A 17,367-nucleotide genomic window follows, 5' to 3' on the forward strand; every position below is an offset into this window, starting at 1 on the left:
GAACCCGCACCCCGTTCACCGGGCCGTCTCCGTCGCACGGGACTCCCGGATCACCGTCACCCGGATCTGCCCCGGATAGGTCAGCTCCTCCTCCACCCGCTTGGCGATGTCCCGCGCGATCACCTGCGCCTGCACGTCGTCCACCACGCTCGGGCGGACCATCACCCGGATCTCGCGCCCCGCCTGCATCGCAAAGACCTTCTCCACGCCGTCGCTGGCGGCGTAGGCGATCTCCTCCATCCGCTGCAACCGCTCCACGTACGACTCCAGCGACGCCCGCCGCGCCCCCGGACGCCCCCCGCTGATCGCGTCCGCGGCCTGCGTCAGCACCGCCTCCACCGTGCGCACCTCGACCTCGTTGTGGTGCGCCTCGATCGCGTGCACCACGTCCTCGCACTCCCCGTACCGGCGGGCGATCTCCGCGCCGATCACCGCGTGGCTGCCCTCGACCTCGTGCGTCAGCGCCTTCCCGATGTCGTGCAGCAGCGCGCACCGCTTCAGCAACTGCACGTCCAGTCCCAGCTCGGCCGCCATCATCCCCGCCAGGTGGGCGCTCTCCACCAGGTGCGCCAGCACGTTCTGCCCGTAGGAGGTGCGGTAGCGCAACTGCCCCAGCAGCGTCACCAGCTCCGGGTGCATGTCGGAGATGCCCACCTCCACCAGGGCGTCCTCCCCCGCCCGCACGCACGACTGGTCCACCTCGCGGCGGCTGGCCTCGTAGGCCTCCTCGATCCGGTGCGGATGGATCCGCCCGTCCGCCACCAGCTTCTCCAGCGTGCGCCGCGCCACCTCGCGCCGCACCGGGTCGAAGCACGACAGCAGCACCGCGCCCGGGGTGTCGTCGATGATCAGGTTCACCCCCGTGACCATCTCGAACGCCCGGATGTTGCGCCCCTCCCGGCCGATGATCCGCCCCTTCATGTCGTCTCCCGGCAGGTGGACGACCGAGATCACCGACTCGCTGGTCTGCTCGCTCGCCAGCCGCTGGATCGCCAGCGTGATGATCTTGCGGGCGCGCGCCTCACCGTTCTTGCGCGCCTCCCGCTCGATCTCCCGCACCAGGAGCGCCGCCTCCCGCTTCGCCTGGCCCGCCACCTCGGCGACCAGCTCGGCCTTGGCCTCCTCCGCGCTCAGCGCCGCGGTCCGCTCCAGCACGGCCCGCCTCTCCTCGGCCAGCCGCGACAGCTCGGCCTCCCGCCGGTCCAGCTCGGCTGCCCGCTCCTCGGCGCGTCGGCGCGCCTCGTCCAGTCGGCGCGCCTCACCGTCGAGACGGTGCTCCCGGGCGGCGATCCGCTGCTCCCGGCGCTCCAGCTCGGCCCGCTGCTCCGCGGCCTCGGCGAGCAGCCGCTCCTGTTCGGCCCGCACCGCCCCGACCCGACGCTGCGCCTCCCGTTCCGCGTCGGCCCGGATCCGGTCGGCGTCCCGGCGGGCCTGTGCCAGCATCTCCCGGACCCGCGACCTGACCAGCAGCGACCCGACCACGAGGAGAGCGACCAGCGCCACGAGGAGTGCCACGACCGCAAGGTCGGCCACGCCGTCCATGGAGCTACCCCCCACCGCGCCCTGTCCTGGTCCGACCACCGAACGCGGCCGACCGGACAGCCCCACCGCGCGCTCCCGCGCGTCGTCCGTCTGGATAGGGTTACCCCTCGGACCACCGGGTTAACTCGCGCCCGCGGGAGATTAAAGAGAACGGTGATCCCCAGGTCATCAAACCGGTACGCGCGGAACCGCCCCTCACAGGTCGTCCGGGACCTCGACGTCCACCTCGGCGCCCTCGGCCTCCAGCTCCTCGCGGACCAGCCGATAGGCCAGACCAGCCGAGTACCCCTTGCGCGCCAGCATCCCCGTCAGCCGGCGCACCCGCACCTCGACGGGCTTGCCCCGGGTCGCCGCGATCCTGCGGCGCACCAGGTGGCGCGCGGTGGCCTCCTCCTGCTCCGGGCCGAGCCCGTCCACCGCGTCGCGCACCGTGTCCTCGTCCACCCCGCGCTGGCGCAGCTCCGCCGCCAGCGCGCGGCGGGCCAGTCCGCGTCCGGCGTGCCGCGAGTCCACCCACGCCTTGGCGAAGGCGGCGTCGTCGACGATGCCGACCTCCCCGAACCGGCCCAGCACCGACTCGACCGTCTCCTCGGGGATCCCCCGCCGCCGCAGCGCCTCGGCGAGCTGCGCCCTGGTCCGCGGCGCGCGGGTGAGCAGTCGCAGGCAGATCGCCCGCGCCCGCGCTTCCGGGTCCTCCGGACCGCCACTCTCCGGAGGACCCGTCGGCGCCGTACCGCGCCGGTCGCGGTCGTCAGGCATCCGCGCCCGGGGTCGTGGGCTTCGCCTCGGCGGCGGGAGCGGCGGCCTTGCGCGTGGTGCGCCGGGTCGTCGCGGCCGGAGCCGTCTTGGCGGCCTCCTTGGCCTCGCCCGTCGCGGCCTCGCCGGAGGCGCTGTCGTCGCCCGTGGGCACGCCCAGCTTCTCCTTGATCCGCTTCTCGATCTCGTTGGCCATGTCGGGGTTGGAGCGCAGGAAGTTCCGCGCGTTCTCCTTGCCCTGGCCGAGCTGGGTGCCCTCGTAGGTGTACCAGGCCCCGGACTTGCGCACGATCCCGTTCTCGACGCCGAGGTCGATCAGGCCGCCCTCACGGGAGATCCCGACCCCGTACAGGATGTCGAACTCCGCCTGCTTGAACGGCGGCGCGAGCTTGTTCTTGACGACCTTCACACGGGTCCGGTTCCCGACGGCCTCCGTGCCGTCCTTCAGCGTCTCGATCCGCCGGACGTCCATGCGGACGGAGGCGTAGAACTTCAGTGCCCGACCGCCCGAGGTGGTCTCGGGGCTGTTGTGCACCATGACGCCGTCGACGAAGTAGTTGTGGTTGCCCTCGACCTCGATGTCGAACTTGCGCATGACGGGGGTTTCGGGCTTGATCCGGACGTCGAGCACCGGAGCCGCCACCAGCCTCTGCACGGGCTCGGCGTACTCGGGGGCGACGGCGCAGCGGCCCCGGAACCGGGGAAGCAGCGTGTGGGCCATGGACTCGGGCACGTAGGGAGCGACGACGTCCATGAACTCGGCCGTGGCCGCCGCGGTGAACTGGATGAAGGCCTCCTCGGCGGGACCGCGCCGGACCAGTCCGACGTCCAGCCCGTAGGTGTCGCGGAGGTACTCGACCAGCCGCTGGCGGGAGCCGGGGCTCATCGCCTCGACGCAGATCTCGATCCGGCCGCCGTCGCCCTCCGTGCGGGACCGGGCCTCCTGGGAACCCGGCGTGAAACGGCCGCTGTCCATGTACCACACGGCCAGCGCCAACGGGGTCAACTGCTTGAGGAACTCCCAGGTGAGGTGCTTCTTGCCGTCTCCGAAGCACACGACCTGGTACAGCTCGTCGAGCTCGGGCAGCGGCGTGAAGTCGACGGACACCGCCTGCTCGGCGTCGGTGGTCCGCGAGTGCTCGATGTTGCCCAGCAGGGAGACCTTCCAGTCGAGGTAGGCCTGCTGCCCGGCACTGTGTCCCATGCGGAGACGCGCGCCGGGGCTCCCCTGCCGGTCCGGCGCGAGCTCGCCGCCGCCCATGACGGCCCCGTAGACCACCTGGCGCTGCTGTTCGCTCAGGTAGTGGGTCTCGTTGACCAGCACCCGGTCCCCGGCCATCAGCTCGCCGGCCTGCCGCCAGCCGCCGGGGGTGCGGACCAGGTGGTTGGGGGTGGCCGCGAACCGCGCGCCGCCGTCCTTGCCGGACCTGGCGACGGTGAACTGCAAGAAGTGGTCGGCTGTCCCGTTGTCGAACCAGTTCACGATCCGGCGGGGGACGATCCGGTCCGTCTCGGGGTCGTAGGAGAGGACCTCGACGTCCATCTTCTGGTCGACGATCCTGCCGATCTTCTCCTGGGTGCCGTCGGCCAGCGTCACCGGGGTGTCGTAGTGCATGCAGCCGAACATGACGCCGACCTTCTCGCGGAGCTGGTTGATGAAGATCGCGGTGGTCTTCGTCTGGTTCAGCGCTCCGGCGATCTTGCGCAGGGCCTGGGACATCAGGCGGGCCTGGAGGCCGACGTGGCTGTCGCCCATCTCGCCCTCGATCTCGGCGCGCGGCACGAGCGCGGCCACCGAGTCGATGACGACGATGGAGATCGCGCCGGAGCGGACCAGCATGTCGACGATCTCCAGCGCCTGCTCGCCGGTGTCCGGCTGGGACAGCAGCAGGTCGTCGGTGTTGACGCCGATCTTCCTGGCGTAGGAGGGGTCGAGCGCGTGCTCGGCGTCGACGAAGGCAGCGATCCCCCCGGCCCGCTGCGCGTTGGCCACGGCGTGCAGGGCGACGGTGGTCTTGCCCGAGGACTCGGGACCGTAGATCTCCACGATCCGGCCGCGCGGGATGCCGCCGATTCCCAGCGCGATGTCCAGGGAGATGGACCCGGTGGGGATCGACTCGACGGGCGGGCGGTTGTCGTCGCCGAGGCGCATGATGGTGCCCTTGCCGAACTGGCGCTCGATCTGCGCGAGTGCGGTTTCAAGAGCTTTCTCTCGATCAGCAGCTGCCACGGGAAACCCCTGTTGGGTCGGTGCCTTCTTCTTCATGGTGGGGGTGACGTTACGCCGCGGCAGTGACATCCCGCGGTGTTCTCTCCCCCGCTGTGGACAACCTTCCGGGCCGTCCCCTTCCCGGGCGGTGGCGGCCGTCCCCGGGAGCGGCGGTACCGCTCCGGAACCACTCCAGGCTCGGGTCTCTCACCATCCTACCCGAACCTTTGTTCGATTTCGTGTGTCGCGGCCGTCTCAGTGGACACTTGCGGGAAGGTCGAAGGCGCGGCACACCGCGCGCCAGACCTCCTTGGTCTCGACCCCGTCGTCGAGGGCCTGGCGGACCGTCCGGGAGCCGAGCTCCTCGATGACGTGGTCGCGGGCGAGGCTCTCGGCGTAGGCCTCGCCGAACTGCTCGTACATGAGCTGCCAGAAGTGGGAGAGTCTCATCTCGCTCCAGTGTCGGCCCCGTCCGATCCGCTACCGCCGCGGAGCGGAACGGGGCATGCTGACAGGATGAAGTTCACGATACGACCGATGGCGGCGGCGGACCGGCAACGGCTGGTCGAGGTGAGTCTCGCCGCCGACCAGTTGTTCGAGCGGGCCGGACTGCGGCTGCCGCCCGACGACCCGGCGGCGATGCTGGACCGCTGCTCGCCGGTGCTGGTGGCGGGCAGCCCGCCGGTGGGTCTGGCGGCGCTGACGGTGCTGGACGGCAACGCCCACCTGGAGCAGATCTCGGTCCACCCCGACCACGGGCGGCGCGGGGTGGGCAGCGCCCTGCTCGAGGCGGCCTGCGCGTGGGCGCGGCGGCTGGGCCACCGGTGGATCACCCTGACCACGTTCCGGGACCTGCCCTGGAACGCGCCGTGGTACGCCCGGCACGGCTTCACGGTGCTGGCGGAGTCGGAGTGGGGGCCGCAACTGGCCGCGCAGTGGCGTGCGGAGGCCGCGACCGGGATCGCGGTGGTGCCGCGCGTGGTGATGCGACGCGCACTCGGCTGAGCGGGTTTGCGGCCGCCCGGTAGTCTGGGTGGAGACACAGCGGCGTGTCGGCCTCGTTCTCCGGTTCCTTCCCGGTCGCGGGGCGTGGCGCACCCGCTTATCGACTTTCTCGGTAGGAGAACTGGCTATGAGACACGAGAGCACCGAGCGGCCGCTTCCCGGCCGACCCACTGGCCCGACCTCTTCCTACTTCACGGCATAATCGCAGCATGCGCCTTTCCGCCCGGGTTGATTACGCGCTGCGCGCCGCGGCCGAACTCGCGGCCGCCAGTGGCGGCCCCGTCACGGCCGAGCAGCTTGCGCGTGCCCAAGCCATCCCCGGAAAATTCCTGGAGAACATCCTGACCCAGTTGCGCCGCGCCGGCCTGGTACGCAGCCAGCGCGGTCCGGTGGGAGGGTACTGGCTGGCGCGTCCAGCCTCGGAGATCTCCCTGGCCGACGTCATCCGCGCGGTGGACGGCCCGCTGGCGAACGTACGCGGCGAGCGTCCCGAGCACGTCGACTACGACGGTGCGGCGCGCAGCTTGCAGCAGGTGTGGATCGCGCTGCGGGCCAGCGAGCGGGCCATTCTGGAGTCGGTGACACTGGAGCACGTGGCGACCTCGTCGCTGCCGGACTCGGTCCGGTCGCTGGCGGAGAAGCCGGAGGCGTGGACCAGTTGACCGTGGTCTGACGTGTGCGGCCCCCGTCGTGCGGGGGCCGCGGCTCTTGTGCGGGTTCAGCGCATCGCCTCGAACATCCAGTGCTGCTGCTCGAGGTCCTGGGCGGCGGCGATGAGCAGGTCCTGGGTGACGGGGTCGGCCTCCTCGGTGGCCTCGATGTGCTCGCGGAAGCGTTCGACCGCACCGCTGAGCGCCTCGACGGCGAAGGCGACGACCTTGTCGTCGGAGATGTAGCCGGGGTCGGGCTGGGGAAGCCGGGTGTCCTCGGCGACCCTGCCGGCCCGCCCGTCGGGGTTGACGCCGATGGCGACGGCCCGCTCGGCGAGGACGTCGGTGTGCCTGCGGGCTGCCTCGACGAGTTCGTCGAGCTGTAGGTGGATGGAGCGGAAGTTGCGGCCGATCACGTTCCAGTGCGCCTGCTTGCCCAGCAGCGACAGGTCGATGAGGTCGACGATCGCGGCCTGGAGCGCCTGTCCGGTGACCTTGCGGGCGTCTTCGGTGAGTGCCCCGCGGATCTTCGCCATGGTTCATCCCCCTGGGTGCTCGGTTGCGGGAAGTGGGGTCCCACTGCCCAGACGGGGCTGGGGAAAACCCGGCGGGGCGTCCGGGAAGCGTGAACGGGCCAGCCGCGGCGTGCGCGGTCGGCCCGTTCGTCTCCGTGGGGGTGGGGTCTAGACACCCACCATGTCGACGACCTCGGGAACGCGATCGGGGATGGGGTCGATGCCGAGGCGGTCGGGAGTGGTACCGGACCCGGCCGGGACCGAACCGCTGAGCGCCGCCTCCTGGAGTTCGGCGAGAGCGAGCTGGTCCGAGACCTCTCGGAGAACCTGGGAGAGGGGGACCCCCAGCGCGCCGCAGATCGAGGCGAGCAGCTCGGAGGACGCCTCCTTCTGTCCGCGCTCGACCTCCGACAGGTATCCCAGTGACACTCGGGCATCGGCCGACACCTCGCGGAGAGTGCGGCCCTGCCGCTGCCGAAGCTGCCGTAGCACGTCACCGAGCAGGTGACGAAGCAGGACCATCATTCGCGCTCCCTCCTACCGGTAGCGACCTTCATAAAAACACCGTACCTGCCCGAAGCCCGATCGTCGCACCTCATCGCTTCCTTGTTCGCTGGAGGGATAACACGATCTTGGTGAGGTTTTGTTCCCCGAGATCGGCGACTTGAACGGGTTGGCGGCCGTTAATTCGCGGTGGTTTGTGCCACGTCGTCGAGGAGGGTGTCGTGGAGGAGCTCCAGGGCGGCGGCGACGGTCTGCTCCCGGATGGCCGCGCGACCGCCGTGGAGCTGGAGTTTTCTCAGGTGGCAGCGGTCGTCGGGGAGGGCCGCGGCGGCGTAGACGGTGCCGACGGGCTGCCCGTCCTGGGGGTCGGGCCCGGCGACGCCGGTGACGGCGAGGCCGAATGTGGCCGCGAAGAGGCGGCGTGCGCCGCGGGCCATGGCCGCGGCGACGTCGGGGTGGACGGCGCCGTGGTCGGCGAGGAGGGCGGCGGGCACGCCGAGGAGGGCGGCCTTGGTGTCGGTGGCGTAGGTGACGGCTCCGCCGCGGAAGGTGGCGGAGGCGCCGGGGACCGCGGTGAGGGCGGCGCCGATCATGCCTCCGGTGAGCGACTCGGCGACGGCGAGGGTGTGGCCGCGGCGGGCCAGCAGGGCGTGGACGCGGGCGGCGGTGTCGGTCACCGGTTCAGCCTCTTCCCGCTTCCCCGCCGTGCTGTCCGGCACCGGCCCGGTGGCGCAGGCGCAGGGCCTTGACGACGTAGTCGGCACCGGTCCAGAGGGTGAGCGCGACCGCGGCGGCCATGACGGCGTGCGCGGGCAGCTTCAGGTACCACAGGTCGGGCAGCGGGAACAGGTAGGCGCTGATGGCGACGATCTGTAGCACCGTCTTGAGCTTGCCGCCGGGGCTGGCGGGGATGACTCCGTGTCTGATGACGGCGAACCGCAGCACGGTGACGCCCCACTCGCGGACGAGGATGACGGCGGTGACCCACCACCACAGTGCGCCCGTCCAGGAGAGCAGGAGGAGCGCGGCTCCGGTGAGGGCCTTGTCGGCGATGGGGTCGGCGATCTTGCCGAAGTCGGTGACGAGGTTGTGGCGGCGGGCGAGTTCGCCGTCGACGCGGTCGGTGATGGCGGCGACCACGAAGACGGCGAAGGCCGCCAGGCGCCACCAGACGCCGTCCTGGAGCATGAGGACGACGAAGAGGGGCACCATGACGATCCTGCTGATAGTCAGGATGTTGGCGATGTTCAGCACCGGAACGCGGCCGGTGGACGCAGCGGGGTCCGGGGTGCTCACGGGGTATCAGCGTCTTCCTGGTGTTCGGCGACGAGGTCGACTCCCATGGCGGTCAGCACGGTGGCGGGCACGATGTCTCCCACGCGCAGTTCGGTCTCGGCGTAGACGATGGTGCTGCCGTCCACCTCGGGGGCCTGGTGCGCGGCACGTCCTTCGTAGGCGCCTTCGTCCAGTTCGGCTTCGACGAGCACCTCGACGGTGGTGCCGACGCGTTCCTCGGCGCGCTGGGCCATGAGCTCCTCGGCGAGCTGGTTGAGCTGTTCGACCCGCTCGGCGATGGTCTCCTCGGGGAGCTTGCCGTCGAAGCCCGCGGCCTCGGTGCCCTCCTCGTCGGAGTAGCCGAAGATGCCGACGGCGTCGAGGCGGGCCTGTTCCAGAAAGGCGGTGAGTTCGGCGAGGTCCTCTTCGGTCTCGCCGGGGAATCCGACGATGAAGTTGGAGCGGATGCCCGCTTCGGGGGACCGGGCGCGGATGGTCTCCACGAGTTCGAGGAAGCGTTCGCGGTCGCCGAAGCGGCGCATGCGGCGCAGCAGGGGGCCGCTGGCGTGCTGGAAGGACAGGTCGAAGTAGGGCACCACCTTGGGGGTGCCGGTGAGGACGTCGACGAGTCCGGGGCGGACCTCGGCGGGTTGCAGGTAGCTGACGCGGACGCGTTCGATGCCGGGGACCTCGGCGAGGCGGGGCAGGAGCTTCTCCAGGGCGCGCAGGTCGCCGAGGTCCTTGCCGTAGGAGGTGGAGTTCTCGCTGACCAGGAAGAGCTCGCGGACGCCCTGGTCGGCGAGCCATTCGGCTTCGCGCAGGACGTCGTCGGGGTGGCGGGAGAGGTAGGCGCCGCGGAAGGAGGGGATGGCGCAGAAGGAGCAGCGGCGGTCGCAGCCGGAGGCGATCTTGAGGTTGGCGACGGGGCCGCCGTTGAGGCGCAGCCGGGGAACGGTGGGCCCGGAGGCGGGGGCGACGCCCTCGGGCAGCGGTTCGGGGTCCGCGCCGAAGGTGAGGTGGCCGGGGGTGTGGGGGCCGGACGCGGCGGAGCGCTCGACCGGGGTGATGGGCAGGAGGGTACGGCGGTCGCGCGGGGTGTGGGGGGTCAGGGGCCGTCCGGCGAGGACGTCGTCGAGGCGCTTGCTGATCTGCGTGTAGTCGTCGAAGCTGAGGACCTGCGCCTCGGGCATGGCCTCCGCCAGTTCTGCTCCGTACCGTTCGGCCAGGCAGCCCGCGGCGACGACCTTGGCACCGCTGTCGGCCGCGTTCAGCAGGGTCTCGATGGAGTCCTGTTTGGCGGCTTCGATGAATCCGCAGGTGTTGACGAGGACGACGTCGGCTTTCTCACCGTCGTCACCGTCGACGAGGGTCCACCCGTCGGCGGCGAGCCGACCGGCGAGTTCTTCGGAGTCGACCTCGTTGCGCGCACACCCGAGGGTGATGAGCGAGACAGTACGGCGCGATGACATAGTTCCCAAGGTTAGGGGAATTCGCGGGCGCGGTGGTCCCCGTTGCTTCCAGGGTAGGCGGTGCCGTCGGGGGGAGGTCCGGCGGGTCCGGGCGGGACGCCGGTGTCGGCGGTGAAGGAGAGACGCGTCACTTCTCCGTCGGCCCCGGGGGTGCCGTGGGCTCTGCCGTTGACCCACAGGCGGACGCCGCCGGCGTCGCCGAGGCGGAGGAGCACCGCGCGGGGAACGCTCCAGTACCGGGTCTGTCCGGGGGCGAGGACCCCGGTGAAGAGGTCGGTCCCGGTGGCGTCGGCCACGCTGACCCAGGTGCGGCGGTGGGCGGTGACGCGCAGGGTGACCGGTTCGGCGGCGGGCGGGACGGTGGGGGCCGCGGAGCGGTCGGCGGGCGCGGGGGCGGCGTGCCGGGCTGCCGCGGGGGCCGGGTCGTGGTCGGGCCAGACGGGGAAGGTCAGGGCGAGGGCCGCGGCGAGGACGGCGGCGGTCCAGGCCCGACGGCGGCGCCGCAGGCCGCGGTCGCAGCGGCCGGGGTCTGCCGGGCGGGGCTCCGCGGCGCTGCGGGGCGGCGGGGCGGCGTGCTCGGTGTCGTAGCGGCGCAGCAGGGGGTCCGGGTCGAGGCCCAGGGCGGCGCAGAGGACGCGCAGGTGTCCGCGGGCGTAGAAGTCCCCGCCGCAGGCGGTGAAGTCGTCGCGCTCCATGGCGCGCAGGACGGGTTCGGGGATGCGCGTGGCCGCGCTGAGCCGGCGGAGGGTGCGGCCGTGCCGGGCCCGGGCGTGCGCGAGTGCCTGTCCGATGGTCGCCATCCGTCTCCCTCCCCGTCGTGTCGGGACGCCGCCGGTGTATGCCTACCGCGTCACCGGGCGGCCCGGAGGGGGACACGCTCCCGGGTCCGGTCAAGGAAGGACCAGGGGTCGGTCGGGGCGCGCGGCGCGCCCCGACCGGGTCAGGAACCGCGCAGGGAGGCGAGGACCTGCGGCAGTTCGTCGGGTTTGACGAGGACTTCGCGGGCTTTGGAGCCTTCGCTGGGGCCGACGATGCCGCGGCTCTCCATGAGGTCCATGAGGCGTCCCGCCTTGGCGAAGCCCACGCGCAGCTTGCGCTGCAACATGGAGGTGGAGCCGAACTGGGTGGTGACGACCAGTTCGGCGGCCTGGAGGAGCAGGTCGAGGTCGTCGCCGATCTCCTCGTCGATCTCCTTCTTCCTGGCTTCGGTGACGCCCACGTCCTCGCGGTAGGTGGGCTTGGCCTGCTGCTTGCAGTGCTCGACGACGGCGCGGATCTCCTTCTCGGAGACCCACGCGTTCTGTAGGCGGATGGGCTTGGAGGAGCCCATGGGGAGGAACAGCGCGTCGCCCTTGCCGACGAGCTTCTCGGCGCCGGGCTGGTCGAGGATGACGCGGCTGTCGGAGAGGCTGGAGGTGGCGAAGGCCAGCCGGGAGGGCACGTTGGCCTTGATGAGGCCGGTGACCACGTCGACGCTGGGGCGCTGGGTGGCGAGGACGAGGTGGATGCCGGCGGCGCGGGCCAGTTGGGTGATGCGGACGATGGCGTCCTCGACGTCGCGGGGGGCGACCATCATGAGGTCGGCGAGCTCGTCGACGACGACGAGCAGGTAGGGGTAGGGCTCGTAGCCGCGTTCGCTGCCGGGCGGCGCGGTGAGCTCGCCGGAGCGCACGGCGGCGTTGAAGTCGTCGATGTGGCGGAACCCGGAGGCCGCGAGGTCGTCGTAGCGGCGGTCCATCTCGCCGACGACCCACTGGAGCGCGTCGGCCGCCTTCTTGGGGTCGGTGATGATGGGGGTGATGAGGTGGGGGATGCCCTCGTACATGGTGAGCTCGACCCGTTTGGGGTCGATGAGGATGAGGCGGACCTCGTCGGGCAGGGCGCGCATCATGATCGAGGTGATGAGCCCGTTGATGCAGGTGGACTTGCCGGCGCCGGTGGCGCCCGCGACGAGGACGTGGGGCATGCGGGCGAGGTTGGCGACGACGTCGGTGCCCTCGACGTCCTTGCCGAGTCCGACGAGCATGGGGTGGTCGTCGGAGGTGGCGGCGGGTGAGCGCAGGACGTCGCCGAGGCTGACGAGGTCCTTGTCGGTGTTGGGGATCTCCACGCCGATCGCGGACTTGCCGGGGATGGGCGACAGGATGCGCACGTCGGCGCTCTTCACGGCGAGGGAGATGTTCTTGGCCAGGGCGGTGACCTTCTCGACCTTGACGGCGGGGCCGAGCTCGATCTCGTAGCGGGTGACCGTGGGTCCGCGGGTGAAGCCGGTGACGCGGGCGTCGACGGAGAACTGCTCCAGGACTTCGGTGAGCGCCTGGACGACGGCCTCGTTGGCCTTGGTGCGCTGTTTGGGCGGGGTCCCGGGCTTGAGGAGGTGCGGGGGCGGCAGGGTGTAGTCGCCGTCGACGACGCGGGTGGGGATGGCCAACTGGGTGGCGGTGGCGGGCGCCGGGGTGGGGTCGGGGACGGTGGGCCTGGGGAGTTCGGGCTCGGGTTCGGGGTCGGGGGCGGCTTCGACGACGGGGGTGTCGTAGGGGCGTTCGTGGTCCCCGGCGTGGGTGCGGGGTTCAGCGGCGGCAGCGGCCTTCTTGGGGATGCGCCGCCGGGGGCGGGGGGCCTCGGCGGGAGGGTCGAGGATGTCGACCCCGGCGGAGGGGCCGTCGTCGGCGGCCAGGAGGCTGCCGAGGAGCTGCTGGAACCGTTCGGGGATGCGGTGGACGGGGGTGGCGGTGACGACGAGCAGCCCGAACAGCATGAGCAGGAACAGCAGGACCGCGGTCAGCCAGGGGGTGATGAGGAGGCTGAGGGGGCCGGAGGCGGCGAAGCCGATGATTCCGCCGGCGTCGTGGAGCGCGGCCATGCCGTCGGAGGGCCAGGGGGTGCCGCGGCCGATGTGGATGAGGCCGAGCAGCCCGGTGAGCAGCGCCGTGGTGCCGATGGCGATGCGCCCGGTGTCGGCGGGCCGGGGCGGCCCGGGGCTGCGCATGAGGCGCCACGCGAACGGCAGGCACAGCAGCGGGATGACCGGGGCGAAGACGCCGACGGCGCCGACGACCACGGTGCGGGTGACGTCGAGCAGGGGGCTCCGGCTGTCCCACCACACGGCGGCGGCGATGAGCAGGCCGACCGCGAGCAGGATCATGCCGACGCCGTCGCGGCGCAGGTCGGGGTCGAGGTCGCGGGTGCCGCGGCCGACGGCGCGGACCAGGAACCCCACGGTGTGCGCGACCAGCCGCAGCGCCAGCAGCAGGCAGCGTCCGATCCAGGTGAACAGGAGCGCGACGGGTCCCTCGGAGGGCTGCTTGCGGGGCGGCGGGGTCCGCCTGGCCGGCCGACGGGGGCGGGAGGACTGGTTCGCGGGGCGGCGGGCCGGGGCTTTCCTGCCGGTTCCGCCGCCCGAACGCTGGGAGGATCTGGGCGCGCGGGTGGCCATGGGCGCAGCCTACTAAGGAAGGCTGGGCCGCTTCAGGCACCCGCCGGGTGTGTCGTGGCCGGTGCCCGCGCGGTCAGACCTCGACGACCACGGGGACCAGCATGGGCCTGCGCCGGTAGCTCTCGTTGACCCAGCGGCCGATGCTGCGGCGGACCAGTTGGCGCAACTGCGCGGTGTCGCTGACGCCTTCGGCGGCGGCCCGTTCCAGGGTCTCCTGGATCTTGGGGATGACGTCGTCGTAGGCCTCGGAGTCGATCCCGGCGCCGCGGGTGTGGATCTGCGGCTCCCCGATGAGTTTGCCGGTGGTGGACTCCACCACGATGACCACGGAGATGAAGCCCTCCTCGCCGAGGATGCGGCGGTCCTTGAGGGCGGCCTCGGTGACGTCGCCGACGGAGGTGCCGTCGACGTAGACGTAGCCGGCCTGGACGACCCCGGTGATGCGGGCCCGGCCCTCGTGGAGGTCGACGACGACGCCGTCCTCGGCGATGACGACGCGGTCCTCGGGGACGCCGCTGAGCACGGCGAGCTGGGCGTGGGCGCGCAGGTGCCGCCACTCGCCGTGGATCGGCATGAAGTTGCGGGGCCGCACCATGTTGAGCACGTACAGCAGCTCCCCTGCGGGGGCGTGCCCGGAGACGTGGACCAGGGCGTTGCCCTTGTGGACGACCTTGGCGCCCCAGCGGGTGAGGCCGTTGATGACCCGGTTGACGGAGTTCTCGTTGCCGGGGATCAGCGAGGAGGCCAGGATGACCGTGTCGCCGGGTTCGATGTGGATCTGGTGGTCGCGGTTGGCCATGCGGCTGAGCGCGGCCATGGGCTCGCCCTGGGAGCCGGTGCACACCAGCACCACCTCGTCGGAGGGCAGCTCGTCGAGGTCGCGCGGGTCGACGAGGAGGCCCGCGGGGACCTTGAGGTAGCCGAGTTCCCGGGCGATGTTCATGTTGCGGACCATGGAGCGGCCCACGAAGGCGACCTTGCGGCCGTGCGCCAGGGCGGCGTCGAGGACCTGCTGCACCCGGTGGATATGGGAGGCGAAGCAGGCGACGATGACGCGCTTCTCGGCCTTGGCGAAGACGTTGTCGATGACCCCGGAGATGTCGCGCTCGCTGGTGACGAAGCCGGGCACCTCGGCGTTGGTGGAGTCCGACAGCAGCAGGTCGACGCCTTCGGAGCCGAAGCGGGCGAAGCCGCCGAGGTCGGTGATGCGGTTGTCCAGCGGAAGCTGGTCCATCTTGAAGTCGCCGGTGTGCAGCAGGTTCCCGGCGGGGGTGCGCACGCCGACCGCGAGCGCGTCGGGGATGGAGTGGTTGACCGCGAAGAACTCCAGGTCGAAGGAGCCGAAGGTGTGCCGCTCCCCTTCGGCGACCTGCACCAGTTCGGGCTTGATGCGGTGCTCGCCGAGCTTGGCGGAGAGGAACGCGAGGGTGAGGCGGGAGCCCACCAGCGGGATGTCGTTGCGCTCGCGCAGCAGGAACGGGACGCCGCCGATGTGGTCCTCGTGCCCGTGGGTGAGCACGATCGCCTCGACGTCGTCGAGGCGGCCCCGGAGGTACTCGAAGTCGGGGAGGATGAGGTCGACGCCGGGCTGCTCCTCCTCGGGGAAGAGCACGCCGCAGTCGATGACGAGCAGCTTGCCGTCGTACTCCAGGACGGTCATGTTGCGGCCGATCTCCCCCAGACCGCCCAGGGCGACGATCCGCAGGGCGTCGCGGGGCAGCGGCGGCGGCGGACCGAGTTCCGGGTGCGGGTGACTCATGCCGTTCCCTCCGTGAGCCGTTCCGCTCCCGCCGCGCCGGCCGGCACGGCCTGGTGGGGCGCGAGCCCGTTGGGGCTCTTCACCCCGGCCGCGGCGAGGTCCTCGCTCAGGAGCGCCTGTAGTTCGGGGGAGGCGTCGGTCAGAGGGCTGCGGACCGTCCCGCCGGGCAGTCCGGACATGTTGAGCACCGCCTTGGTGGTGATGACGCCCTGGGTACGGAACATGCCCGTGTAGACGGGGATGAGGCGGCGGTGGATGGCCAGGGCGCGGGCGACGTCGCCGGAGTGGTAGGCGTCGATCATGTCGTGCAGGTCGCCGCCGACGACGTGGCCCACCACGCTGACGAAGCCGGCCGCGCCGATGGACAGCATCGGCAGGTTGAGCATGTCGTTGCCGGAGTAGTAGGCGAGGTCGGTGCGCGCCATCACCCAGGAGCTGGCGCCGAGGTCGTCCTTGGCGTCCTTGTTGGCGACGATGCGGGGGTGCTCGGCGAGGCGGACCAGGGTCTCGGAGGCGATGGGGGTCCCGGTGCGGCCGGGGATGTCGTAGAGCATCACCGGTAGCCCGGTGGCGTCGGCGATAGCGGTGAAGTGCCGCAGCAGCCCCTCCTGGGGCGGGCGGTTGTAGTAGGGGGTGACGAGCAGCAGGCCGTGGGCTCCGGCGCGTTCGGCGGTCCGGGCGAGCTCGATGCTGTGCCGGGTGTCGTTGCTGCCCGCCCCGGCGACGATGGTGGCGCGGTCGCCGACCGCCTCGACGACGGTGCGGAGGATGCGCTCCTTCTCCTCGTCGCTGGTGGTGGCGGACTCGCCGGTGGTTCCGTTGACGACGAGGCCGTCGTTGCGCTGCTCGTCGACCAGGTAGGCCGCGAGGCGGGCCACTCCGTCGTAGTCGACTTCCCCGTTGTCGCGCATGGGGGTGATCATCGCGGTCAACATCTGGCCGAAGGGCGCGTTCGGCGTAGTACTGCCTACCATGCTGCAAACGGTACCGCGAAAGCTGGACAGAGCGCGCCAACCTCCCCGGTCGAGGAGGTCTGTGGCGCGCTCCGGTCTGCGGGGACGGCCGTCCCGGGGGCGGTCAGTCGTCGTCTCCGCCGACGAACAGGCTGAGCAGCCAACTGACGACGGCGACGATGATGGACCCCCAGAACGCGGCCCAGAAGCCGTCGATGGTGAAGGGGATGCCCAGTGCTCCGGCCAGCCATCCGGTGAACCACAGCAGCAGGGCGTTGACGACGAGGGCGACCAGGCCGAGGGTGACGATGTAGAAGATGCAGCCCACGGTCTTGACGACCGGTTTGATGACGGCGTTGACGATGCCGAAGAGCGCGCCGATGCCCAGGTAGGTCAGGATCATGGCGGCCGTGTTGTCGGTGGTGACCTCGATCCCGTCGACCAGGAGCACCGCGGCCCACAGGGCGATGGCGTTGACGATGACTCTCAAGATGATGCTCACGACTCGATGCTCCCACGCCACGGGGGCGCGTTGGCAGTCCAGGGCGGAATTTGGGGGGATTCTCAGGGGCGTGCGGGCGCCTTCTCGGGGTGGGCGGGGCCTCGGTTCCCGGTTGCGGAGTGTTCCTGGGACGATGGGCGGGTTGCCCGTGCCGTCGAGTGTGTGAGGGGGCGTGCCGTGTCGACGCGGCGTTTCGTCCGGTCAGCCCGCGTGGAGGACGTCGAGGCGATCGTGGACGTCCAGGTGGCGGCGTGGCTGGAGACCTACCGGGAGCTGCTGCCCGAAGCGGTGCTGGCGGAGCTGTCGGGGGCGGAGGCCCGCGCGGCGTTCGTGGCGCGGTGGCGGGCCGCGGTGGAGTCGCCGCCGACGTCGCGGCACCGGCTGCTGGTGGCCACGGACGAGGGGGCGGTGGCCGGGTTCGCGGCGTTCGGTCCGGCGCAGGACGCGGACCGCTGGCCGGGGACCGACGCGGAGATCTACGCGCTGCACGTGGCCCCGGACCGGGTGCGGCGCGGGCACGGCAGCCGGCTGCTGCACGCGGTGGTGGACCACCTGCTCGACGACGGCTTCCAGGCGGTGTACGTGTGGACGCTGGAGCAGCAGAACGCGCTGCGCACGTTCGTGGAGCAGGCGGGGTGGGCCGCGGACGGGGCGCGCCGCGAGCTGGACATGGGGACCGTGGTGCCCATGGTCCGGCTGCACGCGGCGATCAGCCGCTGACCGGGGCCGCGGCGGGCGGCGCTACGGTGGAGACCGCACAGAACGGACCGGTGGTTCCGTCCGCGGCGGCGG

The 17,367-nt window shown here is 71.7% G+C and carries 17 protein-coding genes and 2 pseudogenes; 3 read left to right on the plus strand and 16 right to left on the minus strand.

From position 1 onward, the window contains the following. Window positions 1–15: 15 nt before the first annotated feature. The 6 genes and pseudogenes from rny to AC529_RS01010 form a co-directional block, all read right to left on the minus strand. A complete protein-coding gene (gene rny, locus AC529_RS00995) occupies window positions 16–1,542 on the minus strand; it encodes a ribonuclease Y (RefSeq protein WP_068753044.1) in 1,527 nt (508 codons plus the stop codon). A gap of 195 nt (window positions 1,543–1,737) precedes the next feature. After that, complete coding sequence (recX, locus tag AC529_RS01000) at window positions 1,738–2,301, minus strand: recombination regulator RecX (RefSeq protein WP_068753045.1); 564 nt, start codon at window positions 2,299–2,301, stop codon at window positions 1,738–1,740. Further along, complete coding sequence (locus tag AC529_RS21120; RefSeq protein ID WP_269745527.1) at window positions 2,294–2,893, minus strand: hypothetical protein; 600 nt, start codon at window positions 2,891–2,893, stop codon at window positions 2,294–2,296. The genes recX and AC529_RS21120 overlap by 8 nt, the downstream gene beginning before the upstream one ends. Window positions 2,894–3,064: 171 nt before the next feature. Beyond that, window positions 3,065–3,925 (minus strand): annotated as a pseudogene (locus AC529_RS21125) (intein-containing recombinase RecA); the annotation flags it as partial. Then, window positions 3,917–4,528, minus strand: a pseudogene (recA, locus tag AC529_RS21130) (recombinase RecA); the annotation flags it as partial. The pseudogenes recA and AC529_RS21125, both read right to left, overlap by 9 nt. Before the next feature lie 234 nt (window positions 4,529–4,762). After that, the gene (locus AC529_RS01010; protein ID WP_068753047.1) at window positions 4,763–4,957 is read right to left on the minus strand and encodes a DUF3046 domain-containing protein; all 195 of its coding nucleotides are present in this window, start codon (window positions 4,955–4,957) and stop codon (window positions 4,763–4,765) included. Window positions 4,958–5,023: 66 nt separating this feature from the next. Here AC529_RS01010 and AC529_RS01015 point away from each other — a divergent pair, with 66 nt between their 5' ends. Further along, window positions 5,024–5,512 (plus strand): GNAT family N-acetyltransferase, encoded by a 489-nt coding sequence (locus AC529_RS01015; RefSeq protein WP_068753048.1) that lies wholly within the window; start codon window positions 5,024–5,026, stop codon window positions 5,510–5,512. Window positions 5,513–5,721: 209 nt separating this feature from the next. Then, entirely contained in the window at window positions 5,722–6,174 is a 453-nt protein-coding gene (locus tag AC529_RS01020) for an RrF2 family transcriptional regulator (RefSeq protein ID WP_068753049.1), read from the plus strand. 56 nt (window positions 6,175–6,230) lie between these two features. Here AC529_RS01020 and AC529_RS01025 read toward each other — a convergent pair whose 3' ends face one another. From AC529_RS01025 to AC529_RS01070, 10 genes are all read right to left on the minus strand, one after another. Further along, window positions 6,231–6,698 carry a Dps family protein gene (locus tag AC529_RS01025; RefSeq protein WP_068753050.1) on the minus strand — a complete coding sequence of 156 codons (468 nt, stop codon included), beginning with the start codon at window positions 6,696–6,698 and terminating at the stop codon, window positions 6,231–6,233. 147 nt (window positions 6,699–6,845) lie between these two features. Beyond that, window positions 6,846–7,202 (minus strand): helix-turn-helix domain-containing protein, encoded by a 357-nt coding sequence (locus AC529_RS01030; protein ID WP_068753051.1) that lies wholly within the window; start codon window positions 7,200–7,202, stop codon window positions 6,846–6,848. 158 nt (window positions 7,203–7,360) lie between these two features. Next, the gene (locus AC529_RS01035) at window positions 7,361–7,858 is read right to left on the minus strand and encodes a CinA family protein (RefSeq protein WP_068753052.1); all 498 of its coding nucleotides are present in this window, start codon (window positions 7,856–7,858) and stop codon (window positions 7,361–7,363) included. A gap of 4 nt (window positions 7,859–7,862) precedes the next feature. Next, window positions 7,863–8,477 (minus strand): CDP-diacylglycerol--glycerol-3-phosphate 3-phosphatidyltransferase, encoded by a 615-nt coding sequence (gene pgsA, locus AC529_RS01040; RefSeq protein ID WP_068753053.1) that lies wholly within the window; start codon window positions 8,475–8,477, stop codon window positions 7,863–7,865. Beyond that, on the minus strand, window positions 8,474–9,925 hold the full coding sequence (rimO, locus tag AC529_RS01045) for a 30S ribosomal protein S12 methylthiotransferase RimO (protein WP_068753054.1): 1,452 nt from the start codon (window positions 9,923–9,925) through the stop codon (window positions 8,474–8,476). The genes pgsA and rimO overlap by 4 nt, the downstream gene beginning before the upstream one ends. 11 nt (window positions 9,926–9,936) lie before the next feature. Next, the gene (locus tag AC529_RS01050) at window positions 9,937–10,725 is read right to left on the minus strand and encodes a helix-turn-helix domain-containing protein (RefSeq protein WP_083947837.1); all 789 of its coding nucleotides are present in this window, start codon (window positions 10,723–10,725) and stop codon (window positions 9,937–9,939) included. 140 nt (window positions 10,726–10,865) lie between these two features. After that, a complete protein-coding gene (locus AC529_RS01055; protein ID WP_068753055.1) occupies window positions 10,866–13,361 on the minus strand; it encodes a DNA translocase FtsK in 2,496 nt (831 codons plus the stop codon). 73 nt (window positions 13,362–13,434) lie between these two features. Then, a complete protein-coding gene (locus AC529_RS01060; RefSeq protein WP_068753056.1) occupies window positions 13,435–15,120 on the minus strand; it encodes a ribonuclease J in 1,686 nt (561 codons plus the stop codon). Further along, window positions 15,117–16,094 carry a 4-hydroxy-tetrahydrodipicolinate synthase gene (gene dapA / locus AC529_RS01065; protein WP_083947838.1) on the minus strand — a complete coding sequence of 326 codons (978 nt, stop codon included), beginning with the start codon at window positions 16,092–16,094 and terminating at the stop codon, window positions 15,117–15,119. The genes AC529_RS01060 and dapA overlap by 4 nt, the downstream gene beginning before the upstream one ends. Window positions 16,095–16,197: 103 nt before the next feature. Beyond that, window positions 16,198–16,575: a phage holin family protein gene (locus AC529_RS01070; protein ID WP_068753058.1), complete on the minus strand. Its 378-nt coding sequence runs from the start codon at window positions 16,573–16,575 to the stop codon at window positions 16,198–16,200. Window positions 16,576–16,752: 177 nt separating this feature from the next. On the opposite strand from AC529_RS01070, the gene AC529_RS01075 reads away from it, so the two are divergent. Beyond that, window positions 16,753–17,295, plus strand: coding sequence for a GNAT family N-acetyltransferase (locus AC529_RS01075; protein WP_068753059.1), 543 nt, complete (start codon window positions 16,753–16,755; stop codon window positions 17,293–17,295). Window positions 17,296–17,367: the final 72 nt, after the last annotated feature.

It is taken from the genome of Thermobifida cellulosilytica TB100 (genome assembly GCF_001517975.1).
Classification (GTDB): domain Bacteria; phylum Actinomycetota; class Actinomycetes; order Streptosporangiales; family Streptosporangiaceae; genus Thermobifida; species Thermobifida cellulosilytica.